The organism is Pseudoalteromonas sp. NSLLW218 (genome assembly GCF_015864775.1).
Lineage (GTDB): Bacteria > Pseudomonadota > Gammaproteobacteria > Enterobacterales > Alteromonadaceae > Pseudoalteromonas.
In genome coordinates this window covers 510,104-524,616 of sequence record NZ_JADYWO010000001.1, presented here as the reverse complement: position 1 = coordinate 524,616, position 14,513 = coordinate 510,104, and the positions used below count along the sequence as shown (strand labels likewise).

Annotated in this window: 14 protein-coding genes and 1 riboswitch; of the genes, 6 read left to right on the top strand and 8 right to left on the bottom strand. The window is 37.4% G+C overall.

Annotated elements, in window-relative coordinates; translation table 11 throughout:
- Positions 1-91: 91 nt before the first annotated feature.
- The 3 genes from I6E80_RS02380 (at position 92) to msrA (ending at position 4,868) form a co-directional block, all read left to right on the top strand.
- The gene (locus I6E80_RS02380) at positions 92-1,144 is read left to right on the top strand and encodes an efflux RND transporter periplasmic adaptor subunit (protein ID WP_024598600.1); all 1,053 of its coding nucleotides are present in this window, start codon (positions 92-94) and stop codon (positions 1,142-1,144) included.
- Positions 1,145-1,147: 3 nt separating this feature from the next.
- Positions 1,148-4,246 (top strand): efflux RND transporter permease subunit, encoded by a 3,099-nt coding sequence (locus I6E80_RS02375; RefSeq protein WP_197184688.1) that lies wholly within the window; start codon positions 1,148-1,150, stop codon positions 4,244-4,246.
- An 85-nt stretch (positions 4,247-4,331) separates the two neighbouring features.
- Positions 4,332-4,868 (top strand): peptide-methionine (S)-S-oxide reductase MsrA, encoded by a 537-nt coding sequence (gene msrA, locus I6E80_RS02370; protein ID WP_197184687.1) that lies wholly within the window; start codon positions 4,332-4,334, stop codon positions 4,866-4,868.
- Positions 4,869-4,945: 77 nt separating this feature from the next.
- On the opposite strand, the gene I6E80_RS02365 is transcribed toward msrA, so the two are convergent.
- From I6E80_RS02365 to I6E80_RS02355, 3 genes are all read right to left on the bottom strand, one after another.
- A complete protein-coding gene (locus tag I6E80_RS02365; protein ID WP_197184686.1) occupies positions 4,946-6,772 on the bottom strand; it encodes a TonB-dependent receptor in 1,827 nt (608 codons plus the stop codon).
- 36 nt (positions 6,773-6,808) lie between these two features.
- A riboswitch (cobalamin riboswitch) is annotated at positions 6,809-6,973 on the bottom strand.
- A 98-nt stretch (positions 6,974-7,071) separates the two neighbouring features.
- Positions 7,072-7,857, bottom strand: coding sequence for an ABC transporter substrate-binding protein (locus I6E80_RS02360; RefSeq protein ID WP_076923582.1), 786 nt, complete (start codon positions 7,855-7,857; stop codon positions 7,072-7,074).
- A gap of 159 nt (positions 7,858-8,016) precedes the next feature.
- Positions 8,017-8,499 carry a YajQ family cyclic di-GMP-binding protein gene (locus I6E80_RS02355; protein ID WP_024598605.1) on the bottom strand — a complete coding sequence of 161 codons (483 nt, stop codon included), beginning with the start codon at positions 8,497-8,499 and terminating at the stop codon, positions 8,017-8,019.
- Between the two features lie 152 nt (positions 8,500-8,651).
- Between I6E80_RS02355 and I6E80_RS02350 the strand changes: the two genes are divergently transcribed.
- Both I6E80_RS02350 and I6E80_RS02345 read left to right on the top strand, forming a co-directional pair.
- Positions 8,652-9,005, top strand: a complete 354-nt coding sequence (locus tag I6E80_RS02350) for a VanZ family protein (protein WP_076923583.1) — start codon at positions 8,652-8,654, stop codon at positions 9,003-9,005.
- Entirely contained in the window at positions 8,998-9,900 is a 903-nt protein-coding gene (locus I6E80_RS02345; protein WP_024598606.1) for a ketopantoate reductase family protein, read from the top strand. The genes I6E80_RS02350 and I6E80_RS02345 overlap by 8 nt, the downstream gene beginning before the upstream one ends.
- 25 nt (positions 9,901-9,925) lie before the next feature.
- On the opposite strand, the gene thiI is transcribed toward I6E80_RS02345, so the two are convergent.
- Positions 9,926-11,383, bottom strand: coding sequence for a tRNA uracil 4-sulfurtransferase ThiI (thiI, locus tag I6E80_RS02340; RefSeq protein ID WP_024598607.1), 1,458 nt, complete (start codon positions 11,381-11,383; stop codon positions 9,926-9,928).
- 96 nt (positions 11,384-11,479) lie between these two features.
- Positions 11,480-12,133, bottom strand: coding sequence for a TetR/AcrR family transcriptional regulator (locus I6E80_RS02335; RefSeq protein WP_007581663.1), 654 nt, complete (start codon positions 12,131-12,133; stop codon positions 11,480-11,482).
- Between the two features lie 198 nt (positions 12,134-12,331).
- Here I6E80_RS02335 and coaD point away from each other — a divergent pair, with 198 nt between their 5' ends.
- On the top strand, positions 12,332-12,823 hold the full coding sequence (coaD, locus tag I6E80_RS02330; RefSeq protein ID WP_197184685.1) for a pantetheine-phosphate adenylyltransferase: 492 nt from the start codon (positions 12,332-12,334) through the stop codon (positions 12,821-12,823).
- Positions 12,824-12,855: 32 nt separating this feature from the next.
- Here coaD and I6E80_RS02325 read toward each other — a convergent pair whose 3' ends face one another.
- The 3 genes from I6E80_RS02325 to I6E80_RS02315 are packed head-to-tail and all read right to left on the bottom strand — an operon-like array spanning position 12,856 to position 14,414.
- Positions 12,856-13,374, bottom strand: coding sequence for a hypothetical protein (locus I6E80_RS02325; protein WP_197184684.1), 519 nt, complete (start codon positions 13,372-13,374; stop codon positions 12,856-12,858).
- Between the two features lies 1 nt (position 13,375).
- Positions 13,376-13,903, bottom strand: a complete 528-nt coding sequence (locus tag I6E80_RS02320) for a hypothetical protein (protein WP_197184683.1) — start codon at positions 13,901-13,903, stop codon at positions 13,376-13,378.
- Complete coding sequence (locus I6E80_RS02315; RefSeq protein WP_197184682.1) at positions 13,896-14,414, bottom strand: hypothetical protein; 519 nt, start codon at positions 14,412-14,414, stop codon at positions 13,896-13,898. Before I6E80_RS02315 ends, I6E80_RS02320 begins: the two co-directional genes overlap by 8 nt.
- Between the last annotated feature and the right edge of the window lie 99 nt (positions 14,415-14,513).

Genomic DNA, 14,513 nt, shown 5'->3' with positions numbered 1-14,513 from the left:
CGCTTAACGCACAAATTTATGAGACACATAACCGTCTTTTCCCGGTCTTATTTCGTACAATACTTACAATTCATTTTCAGGTATGAAATCAATGTACTCAAGACAATCAGGTAAAGCACTTTTTCCATTTATTATTACGTTACTTCTAATATTTAGCGTTTATTTATATCTACCCGCTAGCCACGGCGAACAGGCCGATTCATCACAAATGTCTACTCAGGTAACTGCTCATACTGTTACTTCACAGGAAAATGCTGTGATGATAGAAGCTATCGGTAGCGCGCGTGCAAACCAAGCTATCTATATAAAAAGTGCGCAAAACGATTATGTCACAGATATATATTTTAAAGACGGCGACTTAGTCAGTAAAGGACAAAAACTAGTACAGCTACAAAGCCAACAAGAACAAATTGCAGTTAAAGAGCTTGGCATAAACTTACGTGAAGAAAAGCGCCAGTTAGATCGCCTAACCGAACTTTCACGCTCGCAATCAACGGCAAAATCGTTACTTGAGGAGCAGTTATCTCGTGTTGATGCCACTGAAGCTCAATTAGAAAGCGCTAAAACCAAATTAAACGAAATGACTATTAGTGCTCCGTTTTCAGGTTTGTTAGGTAAGCGTGAAATATCAATAGGTGCCTACGTAAGTAATACAACAATAATCACAACACTTGATGATATTAGTATTATTAAAGTTGACTTTAAAGTACCTGAAAAATATTTAGCACAATTAAATATGGGCATGAAAGTACTTACCCAAAACGATGCCTACCCAGGACAAACATTTAACGGCAAGGTAACGCATATTAGCTCGCGTATTGATTCGGTTACACGCAGTGTTGAAGTAACAGCAAGTTTTGCTAATAAATCAGGATTACTTCGCCCTGGTATGTTATTAAATACAGCACTTGAGCTAAGCAGCAACCAGGCATTAATGGTGCCAGAAAAAGCGGTTATACCTTTGCAAGACAAACACTTTGTTTTTCAAATTCAAGACGGAATAGCTAATCGAGTTGAAGTACATGTAGCCGGCAGAAATAATGGCTGGGTTGCTATAGACGAAGGCTTAACCGATGGCGAGCAAATTGTTACTGAGGGGCTAATAAAAATTCGCTCTGGAAGTAAAGTAAGCGTAAAGGGGTAATACGTGAAAATTACAGATACTAGTGTTAAACGCCCCGTTTTTGCCATTGTAATTAATTTACTGCTGCTTACTTTTGGACTGGTTGCGTTTACTATGCTGCCACTTCGTGAATACCCGGATATTGAAACACCCATTGTAAATATTAGTACTGAATACACAGGTGCTTCTGCCGAAATTATAGAAACAAAAATAACACAAATTATTGAAAACCGTATATCAGGTATTGAAGGCATTAAAAGTATTAATTCATCGAGCCAAAATGGTCGTTCTAATATTACTATTGAGTTTGATATTAACCGCGACATAGACGCTGCATCTAACGATGTACGCGAACGTGTAGCACGTGCACTAGACAGCTTGCCAGATCAAGTACGCCCGCCAGAAGTATCAAAATCAAATAGTGATGAAAGTCCAATCGTATGGTTTGTATTAAACAGCGATAAAATGGACTCATTGCAACTATCTGACTATGCCCAACGTTTTATAGTAGACCGCTTAGCGGTTGTTGATGGCGTATCTAATGTGCGTATTGGTGGCGAGCGTAAATACGCCATGAAAATTTGGCTAAACCGCCAAGCAATGGCTGCACGAGGTATTACCTCAAGCGATATAGAAAACACATTACGTACTGAAAACGTTGAGTTACCAGCCGGCCAAATAGAATCTATCGACCGTGACTTTACAGTACGTACAGCGCGTAGTTACAAAGATCAGCGCGACTTTAATAACCTTGTAATAAAACGAGGTGAAGAAGGTTATTTAGTGCGTCTAGGGGAAGTTGCCGATGTACGCCTAGAAGCTGAAGATGACGAAAGTTTATTTCGTGGCAATGGTCGTAATATGATTGGTTTAGGCATTGTAAAACAAGCCAAAGCAAACACGTTAACCGTAGTAGATAACGCACGTAGTGAACTTGAAAAAATAAAGCGCAACTTGCCAGAAGGGACAACTATTCAAGATAGTTACGACTCATCTGTATTTATTAAGGAGTCGATAAGTGAAGTATATAGCACCCTCGCTGTTTCGATGGGGTTAGTTGTTTTAGTTATATTTTTGTTTTTAGGTAATATACGCGCCACGCTCATTCCTGCGGTAACTGTACCTGTAGCGTTAGTTAGTAGCTTTATGTTTTTACTAGCAATGGGCTACTCAATTAACTTACTAACTTTACTTGCCTTGGTGCTTGCCATTGGTTTAGTTGTTGATGATGCCATCGTAATGCTTGAAAACATTCACCGTCGTATCGAATTAGGCGAACCACCACTACTGGCTGCATACAGAGGTGCACGTGAAGTTGGTTTTGCTATTGTAGCAACTACCCTTGTACTTATATCTGTGTTTGTACCATTAGTATTTATGGATGGCCGTATAGGTGCATTATTTACTGAGTTTGCTATGGCGGTAAGTGCTGCCGTATTTTTCTCAAGTGTTACAGCACTTACTCTCGCACCAGCTTTGTGCTCTAAAGTACTTAAAGTATCAGACAAACCAAATAAATTTAGCCAATGGATGGACCGTCAATTTACTAAAATTGAAGTAAGTTACCGTAATTCACTCTCCACTAACATAACCCGAAAATGGGGCTTAATGGTGAGCTTGTTGCTTGCAGGTTTTGTTAGTTACTCACTCTTTTTACAAGTGCCGTCTGAGCTTACACCTAAAGAAGACCGCGGTACTTTCTTTATACTTATGAATGGACCTGAAGGCGCTAGTTACGAAAATAATGCAGCCAATATGGCTAAAATTGAAGAACGCCTTATCCCCTACTCTGAAGCTGGCGAATTAAGTCGTGTACTTGTGCGAGTGCCTGGTTTTGGTAGCAGCGGTGGTGTAGCAATTGTTGGGATGGCTGATTGGGATAAACGCAAGCGTTCAACATGGGAAGTAATGGGCGAGATAAGCGGTAAAATGCAGGAAGTTACTGACGTACGCGCATTTGCCATTATGCGCCGTGGTATTGGCGGTAGAGGTATATCTCAACCTCTTGAGTTTGTACTGCAAGGTAACGACTATGAGCAACTTGCTGATTGGCGCGACCGTATTATTAAACGCGCAGAAGAAAATCCAGGGTTGTTAAAACTGGATCACGATTACAAAGAAACCTTCCCGCAGTTTTTAGTCAGTATTGATAAAAACAAAGCGGCTGATTTAGGTGTATCAGTATCTGATGTTGGTACCACTCTTGAAACAATGTTGGGTCAACGCCGTGTTACTACTTTTATTGATCGTGGTGAAGAGTACGATGTAATTTTAAAGGGTACAAAAGAAGATTTCACTAACCCTACAGACATCTCAAATATCTATCTTAAATCGCGTAGTGGCGAACTAGTGCCGCTTGATAGCCTTATTAGTTTAAAAGAAGAAGCAACTGCATCTCGCTTGAACCGATATAACCGTATGCGTGCAATTACGCTTAGTGCTAATTTAGCTGAAGGGTATACATTAGAACAAGCACTTAACTTTTTAAATGAAGTAGCAGCTGAAGAAAACGATATAGATGGCGCAATAGATTACAAAGGTGAATCGCAGTTATATTACGAAGGTGCTTCAGCAATGACCTACGTATTTATACTTGCACTCACGGTTACCTTTTTGGTACTTGCCGCGCAGTTTGAAAGCTTTATGCATCCATTTGTAATTATGCTTACAGTACCACTTGGTTTAATGGGTGCTATGTTCGGGCTTTGGGCTACAGGACTTACCTTAAATATTTACAGCCAAATAGGTATTGTCATGCTCATAGGGTTAAGTGCTAAAAACGGTATACTCATCGTCGAATTTACTAACCAATTACGCGATAAAGGCATTGAGTTTAGCGAAGCGATATTGCAAGCAGCGACTCAACGCTTACGTCCAATTATTATGACTTCACTCACAACTGTTATGAGTTCAGTACCATTGGTACTCGCCTCTGGGCCTGGTGCAGAAAGTCGTATGGTAATTGGTGTTGTAATATTCACAGGGGTAATAGTATCAACTTTATTAACTCTTTTTGTAGTACCAGCGGCTTATTATGCATTAGCACGTAATACGCAGTCTCCTGAGTTTTTACAGCAAAAACTAGATAAACAAGCCACAGAAAAGCCTTTAGAAGAGATCTAATCTCTTTATTGCGCCGTAACCTTGTTGTTGCGGCGCATACAATTTATGCTCGCCTTTAAACTCCATATACATTTTAGGAATACTTATGAGCTCAACAACGCAAGTAGCAACATTTGGTGGCGGCTGTTTTTGGTGTATAGATGCTGCATTTAGACGTGTAAATGGCGTATTAGATGTGAGTTCTGGCTATACAGGCGGCGAAACCGACGCCCCAACCTATAATTCTGTATGCTCTGGCACAACAGGGCACGCTGAGGTTGTTAAGATTGAATTTGACGCAACTGTCGTTAGCTTTGAAACACTGCTGGCAATGTTTTTCACTTTGCATGATGCAACACAGCTGAATCGACAAGGTAACGACATAGGCACACAGTATAGAAGCGCTGTTTACTATCACGATGAAGCTCAGCTAAAGCAAACCAATGAAATGATAGCTCAACTACAAAGCCATGTGAGTGAGCCAATTGTGACAGAAGTCAGCCCTGCCACTACATACTATCCAGCAGAGCATTACCATCAAGATTACTATAACGAAAACCCACAGCAGGGTTACTGCAGTATTTTAATCGCACCTAAATTACATAAGTTTGAAACCGTATTTAAAGAGTTTTTAACTGAGTAACTAAGTTTAGTTGCATAGTAAAAAGCCCGATTTAAATCGGGCTTTTGTCTTTTTTACTCTTTAACTATTAAAAGCGATTAAAACTGGTAACTTGCGCCTGCAAAAAAGCGGCGCTCTGGTGTATTGTAGTAATACACTTGACCCGTTGTAAAATCAGCGTTTGAGTCAACCGCGTTATACTCTTTATCAAATAAGTTTTCTACACGAAGCGAAACCTCAATGTGTTCATTTACTTGGTAATTACCCGCTAAATTCCACAGCGTGTAAGAGCCTAAACGCGTTACTGCACCATCTCGGTCGCTACGGTATTGCATGTCTAACCTTGCATCAAAAGCACCAAACTGTTTTGCAAGTTCCCAGTTAAATGTGCGTTTAGCAACATTACGTAACTCTGCGCCCGTTTCTTCGTCTTCTGCACTTAAATAAGCAAAGTTAAGGTTGCTATCAAAACCAAAAAACTGCTGAGATAAGCTAAATTCAACCCCTTCATAACGTGCTTCATCGATGTTAGCTAATGCAAAGTTTGCATCGTAATCAATTTTATCTTCAATATCGTTTCTAAATATTGCAACATCAACTAGCGCGATATCAAAGTCCACACTCAAACCTAACTCACGGTTTACTGATTTTTCAGGCTGTAAATCAGGGTTACCATAAAGTGGGAAATATAAATCGTTAAATGTAGGGGCTTTAAAGCCAGTACTTTGGCTTATACGAAATGTTGCATCTTCAGATAAATGATAACCTGCAGCGGCTGTATACGTTGTTTCGTCGCCAAATTGCTCGTCATCATCTTGGCGAACAGTTAAATTAGCCAATACTTTATCTGCATCGTAGTAAGCACCTACAAACACAGCAAGTACATCTCGGCTGTCTTCAACAAATAGTTGCGAACTATGAGATACATCATCGTTGTACCAGTTAACACCACCACTAATGTTAAGCTCATCAGATAATAGGTATTGGCCGTTATAATCAACCTGTGTGCGTTTAGTTATAAAAGTACTTGTTGTTGGTCCAACTGAAAAATCGACATATGTATTGTCTGAATCATCCGTTGCTAGCGCTAAATCAATACTGTGCGTTTGATTAGTGTAGTTTTTACTCCAACCAGCAGAAAGCTGGTAGTTTTTAAAATCATCTCGTTCAATCGTACTGTCGGCTGGACTAAAGCGACTGTCGTAATCTGCGAAACCTTCATTGTATTGACCTAATAACTTAAAGTCGCCGTAGTGTGCATCAGAATAATTTACTTTAAAACCAAGATTTTTATTTTCATAGCCATCTTCATCGGGTGCTACGCCTTGCAGTACATCAAAGTTATCTGTTTTTTCAAATCCTGCATTAAATGCTGTTGTTATATCGCCTGATTTTACAGAGCCTGCCACTTGATAATTTTGATAAGAATCAGATCCAAACGTAGCACTCAAAGATAAGTTATCTGATTCACGCGTTATAATGTTGATTACGCCAGCGAGTGCATCAGAGCCGTAAACAGCCGCGCGAGAGCCCTTAATAATTTCGATGCGTTCGATACTATTTAAAGGAACATTATTTAATGCTTTTTGACCAAGTGTTGCAGAACCCGTACGTACACCGTCAATCAAAATTAGCGTATCGCCAGAGCCAGTACCACGAAGTGACACACCTGTATTTTGGCCAAAACCACCGTTTGGATTAACCTGAAAACCAACTCGCGTGCTTAACAAGGTTGGTAAATCGCGTACGTTGCTTGCTTCTATTTCAGCGCGTTCAATAACACTTACACTCGCTAAAACGTCATTGATTGATTGCTCAAATTTATTAGCAGTAACGGTTATTTTTTCAATTGAATTATCTGCAGCAGACACAGAAAATGAAAGCGCAGCAGAAATAGCAACGCCTAGAGTTGTTTTATTTAACATGATGTCCCCTACCTTTGCCCACCGCAAAGATTTAAGTAAGTAAGATTGCATCAAGGCCGGTCTCCGGACTCAGTAAGCACATAAAAATATGCAATACTTTACCGTTGCGGGGGCAGTGTTGGGCTTGTAGTCATCATGAAAACTCACCAACTTCCCGATTATCTTGCTGTTAGTTTCAATACCTTAAAACCAATGCATAAGCATTAAGCAAGCACCTCAAAAATATGCGGCTATTGTGAGCATTTTGTTTACAAATGTCAACGGACGTCTATACAGCTAAAACAGTTTAACTATAAGTATTACTCAATATTAAAACTTGAAGAAACACCGTATTTATTTAGCAGGCTTTTGATCTGGAACTTAATAGCTGAAGAATTAAGAATAGCATCAATTTTAGACGCTGATATTTTGCTTTGCTGAGTATTAACTAAAAAGTGAGTATCGAAAACGGCATCGGGGATTTCACTTTTGTATAGCAAACTCATATCGAAAGCTTTTTGGTCTTTAAAATACTGGTACGCAATGCTATTTAGTACGCCAATGTTGGCACGCTTTAGTAACAACATTTTTACCACGTTGTATTCGTCTATAGTAAGGCTAACACTGTGCTCCTCACTTAAGTAATATGCATCAGTATTGTAGCCAGCAAAGTGATACGAATAGCCTAAAACCCCTACTTTTGTTAGTGCTCGTAAATCATTAAAATAAGCTTGATTTATTGCATTTTCTTTAAGCGCATATAACTCATTTTTTGTAATCATATAAAAACTACTTTGCATCACATTCGAGCGCATAGATTGCGGGATCCATTGCAATGCCATTAAGAATAGAACATCAAAATGCCCCTGTTCAACAGACTTTGATAGCCTTTTAACAGGTAAGGAATTGAGTATAAAGTTAAATTCGCTCTGTGAGTCATTCAATATTTTTATAAACTCAGGTGCAAGCCCCCGTTGTGTTTGTGCATCAATAACAATCGGGAAATAGCCATCTTCAACCAATATATTAATATCAATTGCTTTTGATAAACTAGGCTGCGTAAATAGAGCTAACAGAAATAGCAAAAATAATTGATAGGCTTTCATTTAATACCTTGTATAAAAATCACATGTAATAAATATAGTAGCTTAAATACTAAAAAGCGGATCAATCGAAGAAAGGTCTTTAGAAGGGAATATATAAAGCGGCTTTAATCAAAAGTAAAAAATCAAAGCGCGCTTTATTACAAAGCTTATAAAGCTTTATTAATCGCGGAAATTTTTAAACTGAAAAGGCTGACCTAGTTCAGCGCTGCGTACTACTTGCATAGCCTCTTGAAGATCGTCACGTTTTTTACCCGTTACACGAACTTCTTCGCCTTGAATAGCAGCTTGAACTTTAACTTTAGAGTCTTTAATGGCTTTAACTACTTTTTTAGCCATATCTTTTTCGATGCCCTGTTTTAAGCCCACATTACGAAAAACATTTTTACCTGCGCGGCTAATATCTTGAAGTTCCAAGCTTGATACATCCATACCACGCTTAGATATCTTGCTTGCTAAAATATCAAATAATTGCATAACCTGAGAGTCTGCTTCAGCTTTAAGCTTAATTGTTTTATCATTTAGCTCAATAGATGCATCAACCCCTCTAAAGTCAAAGCGGGTCTCTAGCTCACGATTTGCATTATCAACTGCGTTTTTAGCTTCGTTCATTTCTACTTCAGATACAATATCAAATGAAGGCATTGGTTTGCTCCTAACTATTTAATCTTAATTTTATGTCGCAATTATAACGCTAAAATTATAAATATTTACATTTTTCTGCATCTTGTTCAGGTGCGATACTAATTTAGTTTGATATAATCCAGTTTCTTTTTTAAGCGATTTTAGGATTTGTCGTGACAAGGCGTGTTTATCAAGCAATTTTTTTAATCAGCATAGTAGCTTTTACCTTTTTATTTGCCAAAGAAGTAAAAGGTGGCGTTGTAAATTTATTTCCTCATGTTGATAAAGTCGCCCATTTTGGGATTTTTTTTATACTAGCCATAATAATGGATAAAGCGTTTAAGCTTCCTTTATATGCGCAAATACTTTTATTGGCTGGTTATGGCGCTTCTATAGAAATAATGCAAGATGCACTTCCATATAGGCAAGCATCACTCGGTGATTTTTTTGCTGATTTTGCAGGTGCTGCAAGCTACTTTTTACTTAGAGTAATTTTTACACCTCGAAAAAAGAACCCATATGGCTAATATTTTAATTGTTGGCGATGGTGCTATTGGCTTGTTACTTAGCCATTTTCTAAGCGCGTCGCATAATGTCAGTGTTTTAACTCGCAAGAGCCCAACAAATACCCGCTTTTATAGTCGAGGTAAAAGCGCATCTAAAAAAATTGACGCACAATTTATTTCATTAAATCAGCTAAATAAAGCAGCTGAATTTGATGTTGTTTTATTTACCGTTAAAGCCTTTCAAGTACTTGATGCATTTTCACAAATAAAGCCGCTTTTACCAAATCATTGCTCTGTTGTACTTTCGCATAATGGAATGGGTAATGTTGATGAGGTAAATAGCCAACTAAGCACTCACCAAGCGCTCTACTTTTTAACTACAAGTATAGCGGGCTTTAAATCAAACCAATACATTGTGCAGCACACTGGTGAAGGGCAAAGCGTTATTGGTGACTGTAATGAATTAGCTTTTCAAAATAGTGCGCCAATAGCTGATATTTTTAAAGTAATACCCAACCTAAAGTTTACTAATAACATTCAGCAGCTTCGTTTTGAAAAACTACTCGTAAATATTGCTATTAACCCATTAAGCGCCTTAAATAATGTAAAAAATGGTGATTTACGCGCACCTAAGTACAACGCTATAATTTTTAATGCACTCACTGAAGCATGCAATATAGCAAAGGTACAAGGGCTTAATATCCCATTGATTAAAGCACTTAATACCGCTTATAAAATAATGGAATTAACGTCTGACAATTACTCTTCAATGCAGCAAGACGTAGCGCATAGCAGAGAAACTGAAATATCAGCTATATGTGGCTATATTAGCCAACAAGGTAAACTCCACGGTGTTCCAACACCTTACAATGATGAGTTACTTGCTAAAATTCAGGCAAAAAAAAGCGTGGTGTAAACCACGCTTATATAAGTTTTTTACTTTACGGACGATAAACTTTTACAGTTTCAAAGCCCTGTTCGTGCAGCATAAGTGCCTGTAGTTGGCTCATTACACCTCTATCACAATATAAATAATAGTCAGTGTCTTTTGGTAAATCACCAAACTTAGTCGCCAGACGGAAGAACGGTAAATGCACCACTTCAATACCATCAATTTCTAAGGGCGCAGCTTCTTCTTCCTCAGGAGAGCGAATATCAACTACTACAGAGCCTATAGGTAAATCAGCAACCGACTCAGCTTCTTTAAGTTCTTGCTTGGCTTCTACATCAATATCACGCACGTCCATTATACGTGCATTATTTACAACAGTATCAAGCACATCAAAGTCGAATTTTTCTTCCTCACCAAGAATAACGTCTATTTTGGCTTTAACCGTTGGCTTTTTAGAAATAACACCACAGTATTCAGGCATTGTTTCTGCCATTTCGGCTGTACCAATTTGGCGAGCAATATTAATAATTTCTTGCTTATCGTGTTGAATAAGCGGACGTAAGATAAGTGTTTCAGTAACACGGTCAATCACGCTTAAATTCGCTAATGTTTGACTAGATACTTGGCCAATACTTTCACCAGTGACAAGTGCCTGAATGTTTAACTTTTCGGCAACTACACTACCCGCGCGCATCATCATACGTTTAAGTACAACACCCATTTGGCTGTTTTCAACGTTCTCTAATATTTCAGCAACAACAGGTTCAAAATCAACCGTTACAAATTTAACTTTATGTGTAGAGCTGTATTTTTTCCATAAGTAGTAACTTGCTTGCTTAACCCCAATTTCGTGGGCTGCGCCACCAAGGTTAAAGAATAAGAAGTGTGTGCGCGCGCCTTTACGAATCATTTGGTAACTTGCTACGCCAGAGTCAAAACCACCCGACATAAGCGAAAGCACATCTTCTTGCGTTGGCAGCGGAAAACCAGCCATGCCAAAATGGGTTTGCGAAACAATGTAAGCTTTATCATCTTTTACTTCTAAGCGTATTGTTACTTCTGGGCGGCTAAGCTTTACGCTTGCGCCTTCGATATGTTGATTTAATCCACCACCAACATAACGCTCTAAATCAGTTGAGGTAAAGTCGTGTTGACCTATACGCTTTGCACGAACACAAAAGGTTTTACCTACAATTGTATGACCAACTAACGCTATTGTTTTTTGGTAGATATCATCAAGAGTTTCGAATTGTGTTTCGGTTACTTCAATAAATTGAACAATGCCAGGGATGCGTTTAAGGCTATCGATAAAATCAAGACGAACTTGTGCGTCTTCAAGTTTCGTAACAACTGAAATGTTATCCCAGTTATTTCTTACTTGTACTTTTTCGTCAACACGTCGCAATACAATTTTAATGTTATTTTCTAACACTTTAGTAAAGCGTTTACGGACCGAACGGCTTTTAATGGCTATTTCAGGATGTAGTTTGACGATAAATTTAAGCATAGTTCACTCTTAGACTGCGGGAATTCGCGCTCCCAGGCATTTGGCGCGGGATTATAGCAAAAAATTCAGCGCCTAGGAAACAACCAAGAGCAAAGGCTAAACAACAGTTGGGGCTTGTTGTGCTAATTCAGTATATTTTTCACGTAGCAGGTTCATTTTATCAATGCTTTTATCGGTACTGTACGCTCTAAATAATGTAAGTACTTTTAAAATACCATGATATATATCTTGCTCAGCAAGCGTACCACTTGGCCTACGGGCTTTAATATAAGGTGTCCAAAAACTAACCGTTAACTTTAATGTATGTGCTAAATCAATGACATCTTGCTCATCAATAGCAATCATTTCACTGTCGCGAAGTCCTAAAATAATTTTACGAACTTGCTCTAGTAATTCGAGTTGAAAATCAATATAAGCTTGTTTTAAATCAGCATCTCTAGAGAGAATATCACCGAGATTGTCGTAAAAAAAATGATAGCGCCACATCAGCTCAAATAACGAATCTAGGTAAGCCGTTAAATGATTAAAAGCATCATCATCTTTATTTATTGGTTTAAAGTGAGTATTTAAATGATCGCGATACAACGCAAAAATATGACGGATAATGTCTTCTTTATTTTTAAAATGATAATAAAGATTACCCGGGCTCATCCCTAAGTTTGATGCAATATGATTTGTCGTTATTGCACGCTCACCATTTTCGTTAAACAACAAAATACTGGTGTGTATTATTTTATCCTTGGTATTCATATGCTAATACTCAAATTATCTATAGGCTACATTACACTCAAAAGAGGTAAACAGTATAAACAAATATGAATCATTAAAACACTCCCACCATGGACTGACCTGTTTATTAAAAGTAAGTGTTTATATGGTTTTTTAGCTAGGCTGCTTTGTGGCATAAACACTGTTAAACTAGCGCTAAAATAATAAACAGTGAATATTATGAAAGTTATTGCAATTTACCCAGGCACCTTTGATCCACTAACTAACGGGCACACAGACCTTATTCAACGTGCGGCTAAAATGTTTGATACCGTATTAGTTGCTGTTGCTAATAATCCAAGTAAAAAGCCCTGCTTTAGCCTTGAAGAACGTGTTGAGCTTGCAAACACTATTTTAAACCACTTAGATAATGTTAAGGTCATTGGTTTTTCTGGTTTATTGGCTGACCTTGCGCGCGATCACAATGCTAATGTGCTTATTCGCGGTATTAGAGCAGTCTCTGATTTTGACTATGAATTTCAATTAGCGAATATGAACCGCCGCCTAAACCCTGATTTAGAAAGCGTATTTTTAACACCCGCAGAGCAAAATTCATTTATTTCATCAACACTCGTTAAAGAGGTAGCCCGCCATAATGGTGACGTAAGCGAGTTTGTAAACCCTGTAATTGTTAAAGCTCTAAAAACTAAACTGGGCTGTGGTGCCCAATAACACTTCCCGAATTAGCACATAACTTGTATGCGCTAATTCGGCTTTTGTATAGATGATGATTTTAATTTTTCAATTAACCAAACAAGTTTTAGCAAATCTTTATTAATAATTAGTATTAGCGCCATAGTGATATCAATAACAGGCATAAGAAAACCATACAGCATCCACAACCACCAAAAATCCCAATTGCCATAAAGCGTATTATCAACATACATACCCATAAACAGTGAGGCATTGATAGCAAGCCCTACAATAAGATAATAAAATCCGTACGGTATTTTACGACCTAAAAAAATACGCCAAATAAAAATAACGGCAATTGTTAGTACATCAAATATAAATAACTTTAAATGCGGAGCCGCAGTAGTTATGTCCATGAATAAACTAAATGTATACGAAGCCATCATAATAAAAGAAAGGTGAACTCGGCTTTTATCTTGCTTATTAATAGCAGCTGATAAAGTGAATAAAAAAGCAAAAACAAAAAGCCATGTAATAAATATTCCAAAATATTCGTTAACTGAATTTAATTGCCAAAATAGCTCCTCCATTTTATTCAACCTTTTGATGAGTGTTTTTTCTACGATTAAGTAAATACCGTTTTAATGCAACCAAACCTAAAAAGTCTTTATTAATTAGGAGAACTAAAAGCATCATTAGATCAGAAATTATTTGCCCTATTGCATATAAGGCCCAAAACCACCAGTAATCTAAATTCCCTAAAACAATACTGTCGTAGTGCATTCCAAAAAAAACAAATGCGTTAAAGCTAAGTCCAACTAAAAGATAATAAAAGGCTACAGGGAGGTTTTTACCAAAATAGATCCGCCATAAAACCAGAAAAAATATAGTTATAATATCAAATATAAAAAGGGTCAAATGGGGTGTATTGCTCAAGGGATCCATAAAAATACTTGAGGTGTAAGATACCATCATAATGAATGCAAGCTGTGTGCAGCTATTGTCAGACTTGTTAATGCTTGCAGACAAATTATATAAAAAAGCGAGTACAAAAGACCATGTAATAAAAATAGTTATATAGTCGTATAAACCAGCCAGCTGCCATAAAAAATCAAGCATTGCGTGACCTTTTAAATTTTTCAGTTAAAAATTTAGTAAGCTTAACTAGACCTAAAAAATCTTTGTTAAAGATAAGCGCTAATGGCATTATCAAATCTGTAAAGTACATACCAAATACATAAACGTTCCAAAACCACCAATAATATAGAGTACCTAAAATCTCTATATCGTAATGCATAGCTAAAAATAAAGATGCATTAATACTCAGACCAAACACAAGATAATAAAATGCGTTAGGAATTGGGCTTTGGCTGTAGTACCTAAACGTAAAAATAATAATTAGAGTTACAATATCGAAGTAAAAATAGTTTAAGTGAGACACTATAACCATATCGAACAGTGTACTTAAGGTGTACGAAATCATCATAATACCAGAAAGGTACATTGTATTTTTATAGGGACTGTTTATGCTTGCTGACAAATTATAAAGAAATGCAATTACAAAGAACCATGTAATAAAAATACCTACATAATCTCTAATCGCTACCAGATCCCACAGTATGTCAGACACTAACTATCCTCTTCAAACTCGTAATCAAACCATTTCTAAATTTCATTAAGTATAAAAAATCTTTGTTTATAATAAATATAGCTACCATTATAAAATCAA

Bases quoted from the DNA above. Each gene is read 5' to 3' on its own strand.
- I6E80_RS02380 (WP_024598600.1), top strand. From the start codon at position 92: ATGTACTCAAGACAATCAGGTAAAGCACTTTTTCCATTTATTATTACG.
- msrA (WP_197184687.1), top strand. From the start codon at position 4,332: ATGAGCTCAACAACGCAAGTAGCAACATTTGGTGGCGGCTGTTTTTGG.
- I6E80_RS02365 (WP_197184686.1), bottom strand. From the start codon at position 6,772: ATGTTAAATAAAACAACTCTAGGCGTTGCTATTTCTGCTGCGCTTTCA.
- I6E80_RS02360 (WP_076923582.1), bottom strand. From the start codon at position 7,857: ATGAAAGCCTATCAATTATTTTTGCTATTTCTGTTAGCTCTATTTACG.
- I6E80_RS02355 (WP_024598605.1), bottom strand. From the start codon at position 8,499: ATGCCTTCATTTGATATTGTATCTGAAGTAGAAATGAACGAAGCTAAA.
- I6E80_RS02345 (WP_024598606.1), top strand. From the start codon at position 8,998: ATGGCTAATATTTTAATTGTTGGCGATGGTGCTATTGGCTTGTTACTT.
- thiI (WP_024598607.1), bottom strand. From the start codon at position 11,383: ATGCTTAAATTTATCGTCAAACTACATCCTGAAATAGCCATTAAAAGC.
- I6E80_RS02335 (WP_007581663.1), bottom strand. From the start codon at position 12,133: ATGAATACCAAGGATAAAATAATACACACCAGTATTTTGTTGTTTAAC.
- coaD (WP_197184685.1), top strand. From the start codon at position 12,332: ATGAAAGTTATTGCAATTTACCCAGGCACCTTTGATCCACTAACTAAC.
- I6E80_RS02325 (WP_197184684.1), bottom strand. From the start codon at position 13,374: ATGGAGGAGCTATTTTGGCAATTAAATTCAGTTAACGAATATTTTGGA.
- I6E80_RS02320 (WP_197184683.1), bottom strand. From the start codon at position 13,903: ATGCTTGATTTTTTATGGCAGCTGGCTGGTTTATACGACTATATAACT.